Genomic DNA, 18672 nt, shown 5'->3' on the forward strand with positions numbered 1-18672 from the left:
AAGAGATGGCACTGCAATCACTGGACATCAGACGCGTCTCGGCCACCACCACGCAGCCGCCGGTGGCTCGCGCGCCGGCCACCGCGCAGGTCGCGAAGCTCATCGACGTATCGAAGTGCATCGGCTGCAAGGCGTGTCAGACGGCCTGCATGGAGTGGAACGATCTGCGCGACGAGATCGGCGTGAACGTGGGCGTCTACGACAACCCGCCCGACTTGAGTCCGGATTCGTGGACCGTCATGCGTTTCGCGGAGTACGAGAACTCCGCCGGCGATATCGAATGGCTGATCCGCAAGGACGGCTGCATGCATTGCGAAGACCCTGGCTGTCTGAAGGCCTGTCCGTCGCCGGGCGCGATCGTGCAGTACACGAACGGCATCGTGGATTTTCACGAGGAGAACTGCATTGGCTGCGGCTTCTGCATCGCCGGCTGCCCGTTCAACATACCGCGTATGTCGAAGAAGGATCGCCGCGTGTACAAGTGCACGCTGTGTTCGGACCGCGTCGCGGTCGGCCAGGAGCCGGCCTGCGTGAAGACCTGCCCGACCGGCGCGATCATGTTCGGCACCAAGGAGGACATGAAGCTGCAGGCCGAGGACCGCATCGTCGATCTGAAGGAGCGCGGTTTCCAGAACGCTGGCCTGTATAACCCGGAAAAGGTGGGCGGCACGCATGTGATGTACGTGCTGCATCACGCCGACCGGCCATCGCTGTATCACGGCCTGCCGGACGATCCGCGCATCAGTCCGATGGTGACGTTGTGGAAGGGTATAGCCAAGCCGATCGGGCTCGCCATCATGGGGATCGCCGCGCTCGCGGGCTTCTTCCACTACACGCGCGTCGGTCCGAACGAGGTGACCGAGGCCGACGAAGCCGCCGCCGTCAAGGAAGCCGAAGAAGCGCGCCGTTCGCGGGAGGGTAAGCAATGAACCACTCTGAGCACACCGACTTCACGGACCTGAAGGGCAACCGCCTGATCGTGCGCTATACGCCGAACGAGCGCACGAATCATTGGATCACCGCGATCTGTTTCATCCTGCTCGCGCTGTCCGGTCTCGCGATGTTCCATCCGGCGATGGCGTTTCTGTACTTCGTGCTTGGCGGCGGACAGTGGACGCGAATCCTGCACCCGTTCATCGGCTGCGTGATGTTCATCTCGTTCCTGATTCTTGCGTTGCGCTTCTGGCATCACAACTATCTGGACCAGGCGGATATCCAGTGGATGAAGCAGTATCGCGACGTGCTGAACAACCGCGAGGAGCGCCTGCCCGCAATCGGCAGGTACAACGCCGGGCAGAAGCTGCTGTTCTTCGTGATGGTGATCTGTATGCTGCTGCTGTTGCTGAGCGGCATCGTGATCTGGCGGCGCTACTTTTCGCTCTACTTCCCGATTGACCTGATCCGGCTCTCCGCGGTCGTGCACGCGGTGACGGCGTTTTTGCTGATCGTCGGCATCATCGTGCATGTCTATGCGGCGCTGTGGGTCAAGGGCTCCATAGGTGCGATGACGCGCGGCACCGTTACTTATGGCTGGGCGCGCAAGCACCATCCGAACTGGTTCAGGGAAATCATCGGCAAGTAAAGTATGCTCAATCGGCGCTGCCTCAGCGCGTGTTTCAATGCGCCGCACGCAGCACTCCGCGCACCGGGCCGCCGCGCCACGTCGATGACGGGCGGCGGCTCTTCAGTTTTCAGAGGTCGATAACTTGGCTCAACGAATTCTCGAAGCCGCCGACATCGAGTCGCTCGATCCCTCGGCAATCCCCCGCATCCGCATGCCGGAGCGGCTCGCGGTGTTCGCGCCGCGCGCCGCGCGCCTGCGCCAGCTCGCCTCGCGCGGCAATCCGATTGCCGGCTACCTGCGGCTGATGGCGGCGCTCGCCGATGCGCAGCAGGCGGTGCTCGCGCACTTCAAGGCGCAGCCGCCGAGCCCCGAGCTGATCGCGAGCGCGCAGCAGTATTCGATGCCGCTGATTCCGGCGCTGTCCGGCGCGCGCGATCCGGCGTGGCGCGACGTGCTGCTGCAACTGCTCGACAAGATCGAAGCCGCGGGTCCGTTGACGCCACCGCTCGTCGCGGTGTTCACGCAACTGCGCTCGCTCGACGTCGCCACGCTCGAAGCGCAGGCCGACGCGATCTTCGCGCAGCGCTTCGCCGACGTCGAGCCGGCGAGCGCGCCATTCATCATGGCCGCGCTGCAAGTCGTATGGACCGACCTCGCCGCCGACATCGACAAGCGCGCCGTGCCGTACCTCGACACGCCGGGGCTGTGCCCGGTGTGCGGCTCGCATCCGGTGGCGAGCACGGTGCGCATCGGCGGCGCATACGACAACTATCGCTATCTGCAATGCGGGCTGTGCGCAACCGAATGGCATATGGTCCGAAGCAAATGCTCGAACTGCGATTCGACGAAAGGCATTGCGTACCACGTGGCCGGCTCGCCCGACGCCGACGCGGCCACGCGCGAAGCCGAAACGAAAAACGCCGTGCTGAAGGCGGAGTCGTGCGACGAATGCCATACTTACCGCAAGATCGGCATCCAGGCGAAGGACTACGAGTTCGATCCATTCGCGGACGACCTCGCGAGCCTCACGCTCGATCTGCTGATGGGCGCGGAAGGTTACCGACGCGCGTCGCCGCATCCCTGGCTGTGGCCGGAGCAATCGGCCGGCGGGACGGAAGCGGAGGACGACGAGTCCGCCTGACGGCGACCTGGCCGGACGCAAGTTCAACACGACATAAGGGATTGCTCGTGAGCGATGTGAGCGGCTCGGAATTGCGCGCGCTGATGGCGCGCGTGCCATCGGTGGACAAGGTGATGGCGTCGGCCGAATTCGCGCCGCTGATCGGCGAATACGGCCGCCCTCAGGTGCTCGATGCGTTGCGCGACGCGCTCGACGCGTGGCGTATCAGCGCCCAATCGGGCGATGCGGCGGCCAACCCGGCGGTGAGCGCGCTCGAAACCCCGCAGCTGCATGCGACGGTCGCTGCGGCGCTGCTCGCGCGCAACGCGTCGCGGCTGCGCAGTGTGTTCAATCTGACCGGCACCGTATTGCACACGAACCTCGGCCGCGCGCTGCTGCCCGACGAGTCGGTGCGCGCCGTGATGACCGCGCTCACGCAACCGGCGAACCTCGAGTTCGATCTCGCCACCGGCATGCGCGGCGATCGCGACGACCTGATCAACGATCTGATCTGCGAGCTGACCGGCGCCGAGGCGGCAACCATCGTCAACAACAACGCGGCCGCGGTGCTGCTCACGCTGTCCGCGCTCGCGGCGAAGAAGGAAGTGGTGGTGTCGCGCGGCGAGCTCGTCGAAATCGGCGGCGCGTTTCGCATTCCCGACATCATGAGCCGCGCGGGCGCGAAGCTGCGCGAAGTCGGCACGACGAACCGCACCCATCTGAAGGACTATGAACAGGCGATCAACGCGCGCACCGCGCTGCTGATGAAAGTCCACGCGAGCAACTATGCGATCAGCGGCTTCACGAAGGAAGTCGGTATCGAAGAGATCGCGCCGCTCGCGCACGCGCGCGGGCTCGCGGTGGCCGTCGATCTCGGCAGCGGCACGCTGGTCGATCTCGCCGAATGGGGCTTGCCGCGCGAGCCGACGGTGCGCGAGACCGTCGCGGCCGGCGCCGATGTCGTCACCTTCAGCGGCGACAAACTGCTCGGCGGACCGCAGGCCGGGTTGATCGTCGGGCGGCGCGATCTGATCGCCAAGATCAAGAAACATCCGCTGAAGCGCGCACTGCGCGTCGGCAAGCTGACGCTCGCGGCGTTGGAGCCTGTGCTGCGGCTGTATCGCGCGCCCGAGAAGTTGGCGGAGCGGCTGACCACGCTACGGCTCCTCACGCGTCCCGCCGAGGACATTCACGCTGCCGCGCAGCGCGTGCTACCGGCGCTGCAGCAGGCGATCGGCGCGCGCTACACCGTGGCGGCGGAACCGATGTTCAGCCAGATCGGCAGCGGTGCATTGCCCGTCGACGTGCTGCCGAGTCATGGACTCGTCATCAGGATGACCGACGGCAAGCGCGGCGGCCGTCATCTGCTCGCGCTCGAAAAGCAGTTGCGCGAGATGGCGCGGCCGGTGATCGGCCGGATCGCGGACGACGCGTTGCGGCTCGATCTGCGCTGCCTCGAAGCCGCCGACGAAGCGCAATTGATCGCACAGCTAATCGCGCAACCGAAAAGAAACTGAAGGACAGGCACGCATGATCGTCGGTACAGCAGGGCATATCGACCACGGCAAAACCAGCCTCGTGAAGGCACTGACCGGCGTCGATACGGACCGGCTCAAGGAAGAAAAAGCGCGCGGCATTTCGATCGAGCTCGGTTACGCATACGTGCCGCTCGAGAACGGCGACGTGCTCGGTCTGATCGACGTGCCGGGCCACGAAAAGCTCGTGCATACGATGACCGCGGGCGCGAGCGGCATCGACTTCGCGCTACTCGTGATCGCCGCCGACGACGGCGTGATGCCGCAAACGCGCGAACATCTGGCGATCGTCGAACTGCTCGGCATCCGGCGCGGTGCGATCGCGTTGACGAAAGTGGATCGCGTCGACGAGGAGCGACTGCGCGAAGTGCACGACGAAGTGAGTGCGTTCGTCGGCAATAGCGTGCTCCGCGACGCGCCGGTATTCGATACCTGCGCGACTCGCGCGGGCGACGCGGGCGTCGCCGCGTTGAATGCGTATCTGCGCGAGCAGGCCGCCACATGGCGTATGAAGCGCGACGACGGCCTGTTCCGCCTCGCCGTCGATCGTGTGTTCACGCTCGCCGGGCAGGGCACGATCGTGACCGGGACCGTGGTGGCAGGCAGCGTGAATGTAGGCGACACGATGCTGCTCGCGCCGAAAAATCAGCCGGTGCGTGTGCGCAGTATCCACGCGCAGAATCGCCCCGCCGAAATCGGCCGCGCCGGCCAGCGCTGCGCGCTGAATCTGGCGGGCATCGACAAGAGTGCGATCGAGCGCGGCGACTGGGTCGTCGATCCGCGACTGTCGCAAGCGAGTGAGCGTATCGACGTCACGTTGACGCTGCTCGCCGATGCGCCGCACCCGCTCGAACACTGGACGCCGCTGCATGTGCATCTCGGCACGCAGCATCAGGTTGCGCATGTCGCGCTGCTCGAAGGCGACACGCTCGCGCCCGGTCAGCGCGCGCGCGTGCAACTCGTGTTCGAGCGGCCGCTGTGCGCGGTACCGGGCGATCGCTTCGTCGTGCGTAACGCTCAGGCCAATCGCACGGTGGGCGGCGGGCATGTGCTCGATCCGTTCGCTCCGGCGCGCAAGCGGCGCTCGGCGGAACGCTTCGGCTGGCTCGACGCGATACAGACGCTGCTCGACACCGGCTCACTCGATGCGCCGTTCGCGCACGCGCCATACGGTTTGTCGCGGGCGTTGCTGGAGCGCCTGACGGGGAAGCCGGCAGCCGGGCTCGCGTTGCCCGCCGGGACGCGCACGATCGAACTGCCGGGCCATGACGCACTGCTGGTTGCGGACGCGACATGGCATGCACTGGCCGGGCGCGCGACGAGTGCGCTCGCGCAATACCACGAGCGCTCGCCGGATGAGTTGGGCCCGGACGTGTCGCGCTTGCGGCGCATCGCGGCGCCACTGGTCGACGACGCGCTGTGGCGCGCGGTGGTCGACGATGCGGCGGCGCGTGGCGAGCTGATCAGACGCGGACCGTGGCTGCATTTGCCCGGCCACACCGTGACACTCGATGCCGCCGATCAGGCGCTTGCCGCGACGCTGCTGCCCGAGATCGAGGCGGGACGTTTCGATCCGCCGTGGGTGCGCGAGCTCGCGAACGGGCACGGTGTGCCGGAGGAGCGCGTGCGTCAGTTGCTGCGCAAGCTCGCGCGTCAGGGCGAGCTGTTCCAGGTCGTGCATGACCTGTTCTATCACCAGCAGGTGATTCGCGAACTTGCGTCGATCGCGGCGACGGAGGCGCACAAGAACGCCGGCACCGTGGCGGCCGCGCCGTTTCGCGACGCGACAGGACTCGGCCGGAAACGCGCGATCCAGCTTTTGGAGTTCTTCGACCGGGTTGGGTATACTCGCTTCCACCGTGGCCTGCACCTCGTGCGCACGGATAGCCGCTGGCTCGATCTGCGTTGATCTGGCTTCTGCGGCCTGTTTCTATCGGGCACGCGTCATTCAATCACCGTAGGAAGGCATTCGTATCCGGTGGTGCGGCTGGGCTTCAAACCCAGTTGAGGGCGTCAGACGCTCTCAGGTAGGTTCGACTCCTGCTGCCTTCCGCCACATGGGCCTTCCGGGCCATTCCGGCTTCTTTGTAGAGGTAACCATAAAACTTCCGCCTGGAAGTTAATTGGTTTAAAAATCGCCTGCCCAATTTACGTTTTGTCACGCATGACGGTAGCCGCCTGCATTCTGGCAGTCGATACGGTCGTTCCCTGCGATGGTGGCCATTGGAATCATAGAAATCAGGCGGCTTGCTCCGGCTTTAGCCTTCGCTATCTTCGTTGTGTGAAACCAAGGCGCGGATTGCATGAACCATTCTTTACCGCAACGTCACAGCCTCATTGCCGGCGCGTGATCCCGGAATGCCTGTACCGGTTCTCGAGCGCGCCAGCCTCGAGTATCCGGCCGGTTCGGTGCAGTCCGAAATGCTGCATGAGGACAATGCCAGTCCCATCGGCATGCCGTGCAACATCCGGCTGAACGTCCCTTCAGGATTCGCGGATCACTGGGTGCGAGGATGTCGTCTGGGGCCTCAAGTTTCTTGGCGAGGACGAGAACTTCGCGTGGGCGAAGTGGCTGGAGTGTCTTGACGACCGCTCGTTCAAGTCCCGCGGCCGTCTCATTCTGGTTTTAGTGTTATCCGGCCATTCTTTGTTTGATTCGACCATCTTTTACCGGTGCCAAGACGGTCCACATGTTTTTGAAGTCCCCGAGCCCATGCAAAGTCGGCCTCACGTCCGAGGTCGCGCACGAGCCTGACGACCTTCACCCGATGGCAGTGGCTCAAAAACTCGTCGAGCACGTCGCCGCGCAGGTTATGCAGGCTCACCATCAGGTTGCTCGCTTCCTCGAACGACTGACCTTTGCCGATGTCGCTGGCGAGTTCCAGGATCGCCCGCTCGGGCACTGACACATTGACCTCCGAGTCGCCAGCGGCAAGTGGCTTCAGGCCCTTGTCGTAGGGCAGATCGTCGTCGAACAGAGAGGTGGTCTGGAACGAGTAGACCAGATGCTGGCCCACCCAGGACGGGATGCGATAGGGCTTCTGGCCCCACAGCACAACCTATTCGCGGAACGCGATGTTGTGCCGGACGCCCTGCCAGGCAAGGGCGGTTTTGCCTCCAACGTGAAGACCCGCAATGCGGCGAGTCAGGTACGCGATCGAACCGTCCCGTGTCGGCGTGTCCCCGGTCAGAAGGTAGACGCCCTGCGAGAGCCGTTGCAGCCACCCGGATCTGACCATGTGCGCTGCGAGCGCAGCGCTGATCCCCATGTCCCTGAGCATGCCGGAATCGATGGGGTGACCGCGCCGGCTTTCCTGCATCAACCGCTGGACTGTCCTGCTTCATTTTCTGCAAATTTTTAACGCACCCTAAGATCGAAACTTGCGTCGCCGCGCGATTTCCCGGGCCGGTCATCCCCGGCTCAATGTGAAATCCCATACGGGTGGTCAGATAACTATCCTTATCTGACCACCGGGATTCATTGCCCACCCTAGGCCACCGGAAAACGCGACGGCCCAGTGTGAATGACGCTGGCCCTTGGCTTCGGCTATGTCCGGTGCACTTTTGCGCACCCTCGCCCAGACCGTGGCGCGTGTCCGGCGGCGCAAGCCGTCCTCGTCCAGTCCACCGGTGACCGACCTGGATCAGGATCAAGCCACCCTCGGCACGACCGCTTCACACCACACGCGCTACAAAGCTGCAGCGATGAAATCTGATCCGCTTACCTGATGATCGAACGCGGCTTGACAAACGAGTCCTCATAGAAGCGGCCGTTGGCGACCTCACCCCATCGGCCAGGAGCAGCCACTCGACATGAGCGCGTAGATCGTCAACAATCACGGCCGCAGCCATCCCGGGCCACCGACTTGCGTCTATCGGAACATTGCTGAGCGTATTCGGGCGCCCCTTTTACTACGCCGCAGCGCCCATCGCCCACCCGCGAAAAACCGGAATGCTCTGATTCCCCCTCCCTCAAGACACCAACGATCCCGACCATGACCCGTTGTCACGTTATTCCCGGCTTTCCCGCGTCATGTCGCCGAGCAGGCGCGCAAACAGAGCAGACAATGCTCAATATGAAGCGTACACCTAGCGCCACCGGCCTCGATTGAACGACGTTTTGAGTGTACGCGTCTTCCTGACTTACTTCGGGCGCGACTATAACGAGATAAACTAGGTCTACCGGTCTTACTTCGAAGACGACCGCCGTCCAGCGCGAACCTGTGTCGGCGTGACAGAACTGGTTCGCAGCGTCTTAGTTGAGATCGACTGCGTCGCTCGCCGACCAGTTGACCCCAAACTCCAGCCATCAACATGAGGTGACTCTACAGATCAAGGGGAATCGGCATCGCGAACTTCAGCTGATTCATGACAACGAGTGTATTGAAGCGACGCACATTGTTGTTTCCGAAAAAGAAGTGGCGCGTGAAGTTCTCGTAGTCGGGCATGCTTGAGGCCGAGATCATCATCACGAAGTCGACGTCGCCCGTGACGTAGTGGCACTGAATGATCTCGGGCGCCTGCATGACCGCCCGTTTGAAATCGTCAATCATGTCTGCGCGCTCGCGCTCAAGGGATACGAGCGCCAGCATTGTCATAGATTTGCCGACGCGTGACGGGTCCACAACCGAAACATCCTTGACGATCACCTTCGCCTCACGCAGACGTTTCAGCCGTCTCAGGCATGACATGGAAGAGAGGTTGACCCTTTCTGACAGCTGTTGTGCAGTGAGCTGATTATTTTCCTGTACGGCGCCCAATAGCTTCAGATCAAACGTATCCAGCTCCGTCTTGTGGTCGGTGCTTTTTTTCATTCCCGTGCCCGTTTATGTTGAAAATTAACACACCGCGGCGTGCTTCTATTATTTTACATCGGAGGTCTTCCATAAAATGAAATTGTTCGTCAAACAAGGAGGGGACAGCGTGTTCAGCCATAAACAGGGAAGCACGATTGCGGCGCGCCTGGATCGCATTCCCACGCATTCGTTTCATACCCGCCTCCTCGGTCTGGTTGGTGGCGGGATGCTTATCGATAATTTCGACATCTATATTGCTGGGTCGGTCCTCGTCGTCCTGTTGCACAGTGGCTGGTCGACACTTTCCTCGAACGCTGCGTTTGTTTCCGCAACATTCGCCGGAATGATGATCGGTACGTTTGCAGCGGGGTTGATCGGCGATCGATATGGCAGAAAGCCTACCTTCCAGATCAACCTTGCAGTATTCGGCCTTGCCTCAATCGGCGCAGCGGCCGCTACCAACATAGATCTACTCATCGCGATGCGATTTATCTGCGGCGTGGGCCTTGGTGCAGAGATCGTCACCGGTTACAGCACACTTGCTGAATTTGTTCCGCCCCAGTCGCGCGGCAAATGGCTTGCCCTGCTGTCAATGTGCTCTTCCTGCGGACTTCTTACAGCAACGCTCTTCAGTTATTTGCTGATCCCCATTGCTGGTTGGCGCATTATGTTCGCGATCCCCGGCGTTGCAGCGCTATTCGTTCTGTGGCTGCGAAAGGCTATTCCCGAGTCGCCGCGCTGGCTGGAGATGCGTGGACGACATGCCGAGGCGGACGCCATCGTCTGCTCCATCGAGGACTCCGCACGTAAGACCGGTGCAACATTGGCTTCCCCCGCCGCTTTTCCCATGCGCACTTCGGAATCGATCTGGCAGTTGAAGTTTCTACGACCGCTCGTCCTCGGCACGATCATGCAGGTTGTGCTTTTTACGGTGCTCTATGCACTTGTAGCATGGCTGCCCACGTTCCTGGCACGGCAGGGAATGCCGATCAACCAGTCATTAAAGCAGTCTGCAATCATGGCACTCGGTGGTCCGGTGGGCGCGTTTGTCGCCCGCCTGCTTGCTGATCGTCTGGGCCGCCGCAAAGGGATCATTTTCGGGTCTGTAATCGCCGCCGCGATGGCCGCCGCCTTCGGCCACGTTTCGTCGCCCATGGTGGCGATGTCATTCGGCTTCGCAACGTATGCATCGCTCTTCTATCTGCTGGCCACGGTGCAGGCCATTTACCTGCCGGAGATCTTTCCGACAGAAATCCGGATGCGCTGCAACGCCGTGTGCGTTGGCATTGGCCGCGCAAGCGCGATTGGTGCTCCTTTCGTCATCGTCTACCTCTTCGAACATGGTGGAGTCACCGCGGTCATCACGTTGATCTGGATACTGTTTGCAGTTCAGGCTGTGTCGATGGCCGTTCTCGGATCGGAAACGAGCCGCAAGCCGCTCGATGATGTTGGAGGGAGCCCTGTTGATCAACGTCCGCCCCGCTCAACTGAAACAACTGCTGCGTGGAGCCAGTAATGACGTATCGAGCGAACGATCGCATGCTTACGCCCCAGGCGTTGCGCTCTGCCGTACGGAAAGGCACCTATAGAGGCCATACGGCAGTACATGCGCCTGGCTATGTGCAGAGCAATATCTGCATCGTTCCGCGTGAATATGCAGATGAGTTCTTGCTGGTTTGCCAGCAGAATCCGCAACCTTGTCCGTAGATCGCTCGAACAGACGTGTCCGATCCATATCTTCCGACACTGGGGATCGATATCGATATTCGCACCGATGTGCCGCGATATCACGTCCTCGAGCACGGCGTACTCACCGCGGAGGTTCAGGACTTACGTGCGTTGTGGCACGCTGACCTTGTGACATTCTTACTCGGCTGTTCGTAGCTCGCCGCCCCGCACGCGCGGCCGCCGCTTTGTATCACTTACGCACCGTCGTCGATGTTGGTAACCGATCTGCGAAACGAGTCTCTGGCTGTTATCTGACCTACTGGAAATGTCTCATGCGTGACTTTGAACTCCCCGGGCGTTCTGAGGCTCTTGGCACCCGCGGTATGGCCGCCGCCTCACATCCTCAAGCCACCCTTGCTGCGCTCGACGTCCTGAAGGCAGGCGGCAATGCTGTCGATGCAGCGATTACAGCGGCCGCAGTGCTTGCGGTCGTTGAACCCACACAGACTGGAATTGGTGGCGACTGCTTCGTCCTGCTAAAACGCCCCGAGCAATCCATCATCGCACTAGACGGTGCTGGTTGGGCGTGCGCTGGCGCAAGCGCGTCGGAGTACCGGGCGTCTGGCGTAGCTGGAATCAATCCCCTCTCGGCACATGCAGTGACGGTACCCGGCTCCATTCGGACGTGGGCCCAACTTGCGCGGGACCACGGGACCCGCCCGTGGCCCTCCCTGCTGCACCCAGCCATCGAGGCAGCCACGAACGGCGCGCCGGTCACAGAAAGGCTTGCACGAGACTGGGCCCGACAGACGGTCAAACTGAGCAACGACGCCGACACCGCGAGGGTTTTCCTTCATAGCGACGGGAGCGCTTATCAGGCCGGCGAATTGCACAGGCAGCCCGCCCTCGCGGAAGCGCTGTCATCGATTGCGTCGGATGGTCCAGACGTTTTCTACGAGGGATGGATCGCCGAGGATATCGTGACCAAGCTGAGAACGCTTGGCGGTTATCACCGGGCCGATGACTTTGCGGACTGGCGCCCTCGTTACGTCACCCCGATCTCCACTTCATACCGCGGGTACGAGCTCTGGGAGTGCCCACCGAGTGGGCAGGGAATTATTGCTCTCGGAATGGCCGCGATGCTCGAACGCTTCGATGTGTCGAAGTTTGGTCCGCTCTCGGCGGAACGTTTCCATCTTCAAACCGAAGTGGCCCGACTGGCCTATGCCGAACGCGATCATTATCTATCCGATAGCGAAGATCCGGACACAATCGTGCAGCACATGCTTGCCGCAGACAGAATTGACCAGCGCATTGCGCGCATCCGGATGAATGGCCGAATGGCCGACGCGGCTCCAATGTATGGGCCGGCTCACCGTGACACGATCTACCTGACCGTCGTTGACAAGGACGGACTCGCGGTCTCCTTCATCAACTCGATCTTTGATGACTTCGGCAGCGGACTGATTGCTCCACGTTCGGGCATCCTTCTTCACAACCGTGCTTGTGGCTTTGTGACGGACCCTGCTCACCCTAACGCCATCGCCGGCAGAAAGCGGCCGATGCATACGATCATACCCGCGATGCTGACCCGAGACGGCGAAGCCGTCATGTCATTCGGCGTCACGGGCGCGCATTTCCAGCCGCTCGGACAGATCCAGGTCCTGACAAACATCGTGGACTACGGAATGGGAATCCAGGAAGCACTCGATCACCCCCGTATGTTTGCCCACGGCGACACGCTTCATCTTGAACACAGTGTGCCTCAGCCAGTCTGGAGCGGACTTCGCGCGCTCTCCCATTTCCCTCAGCCGGCTCCGAATCCGCTGGGGACAGGACAGGCCATCTGGATTGACAGGGCGCGCGGACTTCTCAGGGGCGGTGCCGATCCACGTCGCGACGGCGTTGCGCTCGGCTATTGATCAATCACTTATACAGGAAACATTCCGTGACGAAGCTCGTGTCCGGCCCGTTGGGCTTTCTCCTTAATCCGCAACCGCCGCGCCAACATCCATATCACCTTGGCGGACTCAGCGAAATCCTGAACCTGCACGCGTTGAACGAAGCGAGAGCCGAGATCACGACGTGGCCCGGTTACGCCGTCACGCCTCTCGTCGCGCTTCAAGGGCTCGCTTCGAAGGCCGGACTCGGGAACATCCTGTACAAGGACGAAGGGTCGCGCTTCGGACTGGGCAGCTTCAAGGCTCTTGGCGGTGCGTATGCAGTATTGCGCTATTTGAAAAAGGAAGTGTCGAGGCAGCTCGGGGTGGAACCTGACACGTCCTCCCTCATTCGTGGCGAGCATCGGGAGATCACCGAGATGCTTACCGTCGTCTGTGCGACCGACGGAAACCATGGCAAGTCGGTTGCCTGGGGCGCGAGAAACTTTGGCTGCAAGTGCGTGATCTATGTCCATGCACACGTCAGCCAGGCGCGACGTGACGCGATCGCAGCCTACGGGGCGAGCGTGCTTGAAGTCAAGGGCGCCTACGACGACGCCGTGCGCAAGGCCGCCGACGATGCGTTGGAAAATGGATGGCAGGTTATCTCGGACACGTCCTACGAGGGGTACACGGAGGTACCGCGCGATGTCATGCAAGGTTACGGCATCATTGCCGCAGAGGCCGCGACCCAGTTCCCCGCCGGCGTGCGTCCGACTCACGTCTTCGTACAGGGTGGCGTTGGCGGGGTTGCGGCAAGCCTGTGTTCGTGGTTCTGGGAGAGCTACGGAAGTGATGCCCCGCGATTCATCATTGTCGAGCCAGCTAATGCCGATTGCCTGATCCGTAGCGCTGGGGCGGGCAAACCCACTCCGGCCGCGGGCGACCTCGACACCATCATGGCCGGCCTCGCGTGCGGCGAGGTATCGGTTATCGCATGGGAGATTCTGCGAGAAGGCGCAGATGCGTTTCTGACAGTGACAGACGAGGCGGCCGCAAGCTGTATGCGCCTGCTTGCCGAGGCCCCGTTCGGCGACGCCAGGGTGGTTGCGGGCGAATCAGCGGTTGCGGGTCTCGCGGGAGTACTGCTCGCCGCAACTGATCCGGAAAAGCGCAAAGCGCTGGGCTTATCGGAATCGAGCGTCGTGATGCTGGTTGGGACCGAGGGCGCGACTGACCCAGCCCTTTATGAACAGATCGTCGGGCGTAGTGCCGATGCAGTACGCGACAGCATGCTGCAAGTGGCCGACGCGTGATTTGAGGGATTCATATGGACTCGACAATAGTGGAAGCGATTTGCATTGGAGCCTACGATGCGCAAGTGGTGCGAGCCGTCGAGGAAGAAGTCGAGGCCTCGCGGGAAAATCTCGTTGAACTTTGCGGCGCGCTTGTCGCAGCGGAAAGTGCAAACCCGCCCGGCAACACCGCTGCAATGGCACGCACTCTTGAGGCCTTCCTGCGAAGGCACGACCTGCCGGCGAAAACCGTAGCAGCGGACGCCGAGGCACCGAACATTGTCTGCACGGTAACAGGAAGCCGCCCCGGCGCACATGTGGTGTTCAATGCCCACATGGACACCATGCTCGCGGGCGACGAGTCCGCGTGGACGGTTCCTCCTCTGGAACTGACCCGAAAGGACGGCCGACTGTATGGCCTCGGCATGGGGAACATGAAAGGCGCGCTCGCAGCGATGGCGCTCGCGATGAAGATCGTCCAGCGCCGTCTGCCCCAGCTAGCCGGAAAGTTGAGCCTCACCGCGGTATCGGATGAAGTCATGTTCGGCTCGCGCGGCTCGCCTTACGTGCTGAAGCAAGATCCCGAACTGTACGGTGACTACCTAATCAGCGGCGAAGGACCAGGGTGGATGAATTTCGCTGTCGCAGAAAAGGGGCTGCTCTGGCTCGACATCACCGCGAAAGGGACGGCTGGCCATTCGTCTCGTGCGCTCACGGGACAAACCGCCGCAGCAAGAATGGCCAAGTTTATGTGCGGGCTCGACCAGCTGAACGACTTCTACGCCGATTTGCCCAAGGAAATCGAGGGCATTGAGGGAGGCGAAAACGATGTCGGCTTCCGTCTATCCGCGAGCGTTGGAAGTATCGAAGCAGGAAGCGTACGCAGTCTCATTCCACCGGTCGTTCGTGCCAAGGCAGACCTGCGCCTGCCCCCCGGTCTATCGATCACCGATCTCAAGGCACGCATCGACGAAATGGCTAAAAGCTGCGAGGGTATCAGCATCGAGTATGCAAAGGGATGGCCTGCAAGCTGGGCTCCGCTCGACAGCGATCCCGTGAAAAGCCTCGCGGGTGCAGTCGCAGCCGTTCGCGGAGTAGCCCCACGCTATGTAGTCAGGCTCCCGGGCTCGGATGCGCGTTTCTGGCGCGACCACGGAATCGCTTCGGTCTGCTATGGTCCGCAGCCCACCCTGTCCTCGGGGATCGATGACTATGCTGTCGAGCAGGATGTTCTTGATTGCGCTGCCATCTATGCGCTGACTGCGATGCAGCTCATGTCCGCAAAGGCGTGGCCTCCGGGCAATTAAATATCGGGAGATCGTACATGTCTATTTCCCCTGCTGGAGGCGACCTTATGAAAATCGGCCGGATCGAACTCGACATGAACGCGCGATGCGTGCGGCGCGATGGCCAGGACCTGCGACTGGGCTCGCGCGCCTTCGACCTGCTGGCGACGCTCGCCTCCGCAAACGGTCGAGTGGTGTCGAGATCCGAGCTGATGCAGACGGTCTGGCCCGGCACCGTCGTCGAAGACTGTAATATCGACGTCAACATCTCTGCGCTGCGCAAGGCGCTGGGTGATGACCGGGACCTCATCGTCACGGTCGCGCGCCGTGGCTACCGGTTGGCCCCGTCTCGGGAAGTACAGCCGAAACTCCGTACTGCCGCCAGTCCGCGGCCGCTCCCGCGCCGCGTCGGGAATCTCGTCGGGAGAGACGTGGTCGTGGCCAAGGCAGCCGAGGCATTGGTCGACTCCCAGGTGCTTACCCTGACGGGCACAGGTGGTGTCGGAAAATCGAGTCTTGCGCTTGAACTCGCCTATCGGATAGCGCCGTCATGCCCGGCGACGGTGGCCTTTGTCGATCTTTCATCCGCAGCCACGACCGACGAGGTGCTGAGAGCCATCGCGTACGGTTGCGGTGTCGACATGCCGGAGGACGTCGTCTGTTCCGAGCGTCTGGGCGCAGCGCTGTCGAATGCGCCGTGGTTGTTGGTACTCGATGGTGCGGAGCACGTCATCTCAGCGGTTGCACAAATCGTGGAAGCATTGTTGGCGGCAAGCCTGAATATCCAGTTCCTGGTGACGAGCCGGGAGCCGCTGAAGATTCGCAACGAGACGGTTTTCCGGGTGAACCCGCTTGGCGTTCCCAAACTGACGGACCGTTGCGACGAGATGTTGGACAGCCCAGCTGTCCAGCTGTTTGTCCACCATGCGCGGCAGATGCATCCGAGGTTTGTCCCTCGCATCGGCGAGATAGCGAGTATCGCAAAGATTTGTCAGCGCCTGGATGGTATTCCACTCGCAATCGAGTTGGCCGCCGGCAGGGCGGAATTGTTGGGCGTCGAAGGCGTGCGACGCCTGCTGAGCGATGGACTGTCGTTCCTATCCGGGGGATACCGCACTGCGACGGCGCGGCATCGCTGTCTACGGGCGGCCTTCGATGTCAGCTTCAACCTGTTGAGCGACCCGGCCCAGTCCCTGCTCGTTCAACTTTGCCGGTTCGTCGGACCGTTTAGCTTCGATTCGCTGCGTGGAGTCGTCAACGACATGACAGTGACGACAGGCAGCTTGATTGAAAACATCGATGAGCTTGTCTCGAAGTCGCTTGTCAATGTCTGTATCGATGGGCCGGAGGCGATGTATAGCCTGTTCGAATGCACCCGGACGTACGTCGCAGAGAAATTCCAGTGCGCGTCGAATGAGCACGTCGCCAGCAGGCCAGTTCAAATACCTCTCGAAGGCGACGTTAGCTTTCTCGGCGAGCTATTGCCCTTAAGCGTCTGAACGACGACCCCGTCGATCGGGCCAGCCGTAGTCAAAGCGCGAACGACGTAGACACAGGGCGCGATCCCGCAACGCTTCCGACGCCACCGGGATCGGCACGATAGCCGACAAGTCCTACCACCCGTACTTGAGTTCGACGCCCGCGTAATCGGCATTGCGGCCGCCCGCCTGACGAATCGAGTTTCCCACCTGGAAGTGCACCGCTTCGACCGAACCTACCAGGTTGGCCGCAATCGTCCAGTCCGCGCGCAATTGCACGTACATGCCTGTCCACAGGCTCCCTTTTCCCGCCGTGCCCGGCACAGGCTGATTCGGCTGCTGGTAGACGGCGTCGCCAGTCGTCTCACGCCACTGGAAGCCCAGCGCGTCAAGCAGCGTGAGACTGGCCGAAGGCTTGAGCGTGATCGACGGTTTGATATGGATAAGGTTCGCGTAGCCCGTATAGCCTGCCAGCGTGAAGTAATAGCCGTTCGGAAATAGCGGATTGAAGGTCTCGAGCCGACCATCATGCGGGTGCCGGTCGCCAGACGCCGCGCCTAGTTGCACTGCGATACGCGGCGTCCACGGCATGTCGAATTTGTACTCCGCGAATGGACAGTCTCATGATGCGGGTCTTGGTCGGTGAGCGCGTGGCATGACAGGAGCAGGAAATACGCGAAAGGGCTCGCGGAAAGAGTATAGGTTTGTCTGGATCACCAAGAGTCGGATTGAGAACATTTAATCTCTGGCACATGCCGCATATCCGTTCGATCGAGCTTGGGGACGTGCGTAAGCGCGAAGACGGCGCCGAATCGTAGCGCAAAGCTTTTAGGTCTCTCTGGGCGCAAAAGGAATGACGGCTTCATTTCAGGACTTTTTAGTTTGCGCCAAGGACTTCGGCCGCTTGCGTCAGTAGAGTGCCAGCCGGCATGTGGCGCTATTCAGCGCGTTCTCGCTCGTCGCCGCATCGCTGTCCAACTCAACACGGAAGGTCGTCGCCACGCTCGCGCGCGGCGATGCAACGACGGAGATCCAGCATGAACACGCAGCAAATCGATTCGACCAGACCTTCGGCATCGCGCCGCAGGCTGCTTTCGGCAGGTGCGGGCATGGCCGGCGCCGTGGCCGCCATGTCGAGCCTGTCCGCGAATGCAGCGGCGTCCGTGACGGGCGGCTCGGTGCATACGCACGGCACCTCGCATCATCACGGCGGCAACTACGTGAGCGCGAAGGACGGCACGCAAATCTTCTTCAAGGACTGGGGCACCGGCGTGCCGGTCGTCTTCTCGCACGGCTGGCCGCTCTCGGCTGACGCGTGGGACGCGCAGATGCTCTTCCTGGTGAACCAGGGCTACCGGGTGATCGCGCACGACCGTCGCGGCCATGGCCGCTCGGGCCAGCCGTCCGAGGGCAACGACATGAGCACCTACGCCGACGATCTCGCCGCTGTGCTCGACGCGCTCGACGTGAAGGGCGCGATGCTCGTGGGCCATTCCACGGGCGGAGGCGAGGTCGCGCATTACATCGGCCGCCATGGCGAAAAGCGCGTGGCGAAGGCCGTGCTGATCGGCGCAGTGCCGCCGCAAATGGTCAAGTCCGCGAACAATCCGAACGGTCTGCCGATGTCGGTGTTCGACAACATCCGCGCCGGCGTGGCGGCGAACCGCTCGCAGTTCTATCTGGACCTAACCACACCGTTCTACGGCTTCAACCGCCCCGACGCAAAAGTCTCGCAGGGCCTCGTGCAGGACTTCTGGCGCCAGGGCATGGCCGGTTCGATCAAAGGCCAGTACGAGTGCATCAAGCAGTTCTCTGAAGTCGACTACACCGACGACCTCAAGAAGATCGGTGTGCCCACTCTGATTCTGCACGGCGACGACGACCAGATCGTGCCGATCGACGATTCGGCGAAGCTCTCGGCGAAGATCGTCAGGAACGCGACGCTCAAGGTCTACAAAGGCGCGCCGCACGGCATGTGCAGCACGCACGTCGATCAGGTCAATGCCGACCTGCTCGAGTTCCTGAAGTCCTGAGGCGCTACGACGAGATC

Annotated in this window: 12 protein-coding genes, 1 tRNA gene and 3 pseudogenes; 13 read left to right on the forward strand and 3 right to left on the reverse strand. The window is 61.9% G+C overall.

The features are described 5' to 3' along the window. Positions 1-5 precede the first annotated feature (5 nt). The 6 genes from fdxH (at position 6) to AB3X95_RS37840 (ending at position 6275) form a co-directional block, all read left to right on the forward strand. A complete protein-coding gene (gene fdxH / locus AB3X95_RS37815; RefSeq protein WP_368623913.1) occupies positions 6-929 on the forward strand; it encodes a formate dehydrogenase subunit beta in 924 nt (307 codons plus the stop codon). Then, on the forward strand, positions 926-1582 hold the full coding sequence (locus tag AB3X95_RS37820; RefSeq protein WP_184228978.1) for a formate dehydrogenase subunit gamma: 657 nt from the start codon (positions 926-928) through the stop codon (positions 1580-1582). The genes fdxH and AB3X95_RS37820 overlap by 4 nt, the downstream gene beginning before the upstream one ends. A gap of 124 nt (positions 1583-1706) precedes the next feature. Beyond that, positions 1707-2705: a formate dehydrogenase accessory protein FdhE gene (fdhE, locus tag AB3X95_RS37825; protein WP_368623914.1), complete on the forward strand. Its 999-nt coding sequence runs from the start codon at positions 1707-1709 to the stop codon at positions 2703-2705. 47 nt (positions 2706-2752) lie between these two features. Beyond that, positions 2753-4201, forward strand: a complete 1449-nt coding sequence (gene selA, locus AB3X95_RS37830; protein ID WP_368623915.1) for an L-seryl-tRNA(Sec) selenium transferase — start codon at positions 2753-2755, stop codon at positions 4199-4201. A gap of 13 nt (positions 4202-4214) precedes the next feature. Further along, positions 4215-6128, forward strand: coding sequence for a selenocysteine-specific translation elongation factor (gene selB, locus AB3X95_RS37835; RefSeq protein WP_368623916.1), 1914 nt, complete (start codon positions 4215-4217; stop codon positions 6126-6128). Between the two features lie 51 nt (positions 6129-6179). After that, a tRNA-Sec gene (locus AB3X95_RS37840) sits at positions 6180-6275 on the forward strand. A gap of 559 nt (positions 6276-6834) precedes the next feature. Here the strand turns inward: AB3X95_RS37840 and AB3X95_RS37845 are convergent. Continuing rightward, positions 6835-7539: pseudogene (locus AB3X95_RS37845) on the reverse strand (type IV toxin-antitoxin system AbiEi family antitoxin domain-containing protein). A gap of 905 nt (positions 7540-8444) precedes the next feature. Here AB3X95_RS37845 and AB3X95_RS37850 point away from each other — a divergent pair. Then, a pseudogene (locus AB3X95_RS37850) lies at positions 8445-8537 on the forward strand (hypothetical protein); the annotation flags it as partial. Positions 8538-8544: 7 nt separating this feature from the next. Here the strand turns inward: AB3X95_RS37850 and AB3X95_RS37855 are convergent. After that, positions 8545-9033 carry an Lrp/AsnC family transcriptional regulator gene (locus tag AB3X95_RS37855; protein WP_176124932.1) on the reverse strand — a complete coding sequence of 163 codons (489 nt, stop codon included), beginning with the start codon at positions 9031-9033 and terminating at the stop codon, positions 8545-8547. Between the two features lie 76 nt (positions 9034-9109). Here AB3X95_RS37855 and AB3X95_RS37860 point away from each other — a divergent pair, with 76 nt between their 5' ends. The 5 genes from AB3X95_RS37860 (at position 9110) to AB3X95_RS37880 (ending at position 16643) form a co-directional block, all read left to right on the forward strand. Continuing rightward, complete coding sequence (locus AB3X95_RS37860) at positions 9110-10531, forward strand: MFS transporter (protein ID WP_176124933.1); 1422 nt, start codon at positions 9110-9112, stop codon at positions 10529-10531. Positions 10532-11015: 484 nt separating this feature from the next. Next, on the forward strand, positions 11016-12605 hold the full coding sequence (locus tag AB3X95_RS37865; protein WP_176124934.1) for a gamma-glutamyltransferase family protein: 1590 nt from the start codon (positions 11016-11018) through the stop codon (positions 12603-12605). Positions 12606-12631: 26 nt separating this feature from the next. Beyond that, complete coding sequence (locus AB3X95_RS37870) at positions 12632-13879, forward strand: diaminopropionate ammonia-lyase (RefSeq protein ID WP_309235181.1); 1248 nt, start codon at positions 12632-12634, stop codon at positions 13877-13879. A 14-nt stretch (positions 13880-13893) separates the two neighbouring features. Further along, positions 13894-15165 carry a M20 family metallopeptidase gene (locus AB3X95_RS37875; RefSeq protein WP_176124935.1) on the forward strand — a complete coding sequence of 424 codons (1272 nt, stop codon included), beginning with the start codon at positions 13894-13896 and terminating at the stop codon, positions 15163-15165. A 17-nt stretch (positions 15166-15182) separates the two neighbouring features. Further along, positions 15183-16643: a winged helix-turn-helix domain-containing protein gene (locus tag AB3X95_RS37880; RefSeq protein ID WP_368623917.1), complete on the forward strand. Its 1461-nt coding sequence runs from the start codon at positions 15183-15185 to the stop codon at positions 16641-16643. A gap of 114 nt (positions 16644-16757) precedes the next feature. Here the strand turns inward: AB3X95_RS37880 and AB3X95_RS37885 are convergent. Then, positions 16758-17225, reverse strand: a pseudogene (locus AB3X95_RS37885) (alginate export family protein); the annotation flags it as partial. Between the two features lie 434 nt (positions 17226-17659). Here AB3X95_RS37885 and AB3X95_RS37890 point away from each other — a divergent pair. Next, entirely contained in the window at positions 17660-18655 is a 996-nt protein-coding gene (locus AB3X95_RS37890) for an alpha/beta fold hydrolase (protein WP_184229068.1), read from the forward strand. Positions 18656-18672 lie beyond the last annotated feature (17 nt).

It is taken from the genome of Paraburkholderia sp. BR13444 (assembly GCF_040948755.1).
Lineage (GTDB): Bacteria > Pseudomonadota > Gammaproteobacteria > Burkholderiales > Burkholderiaceae > Paraburkholderia > Paraburkholderia youngii.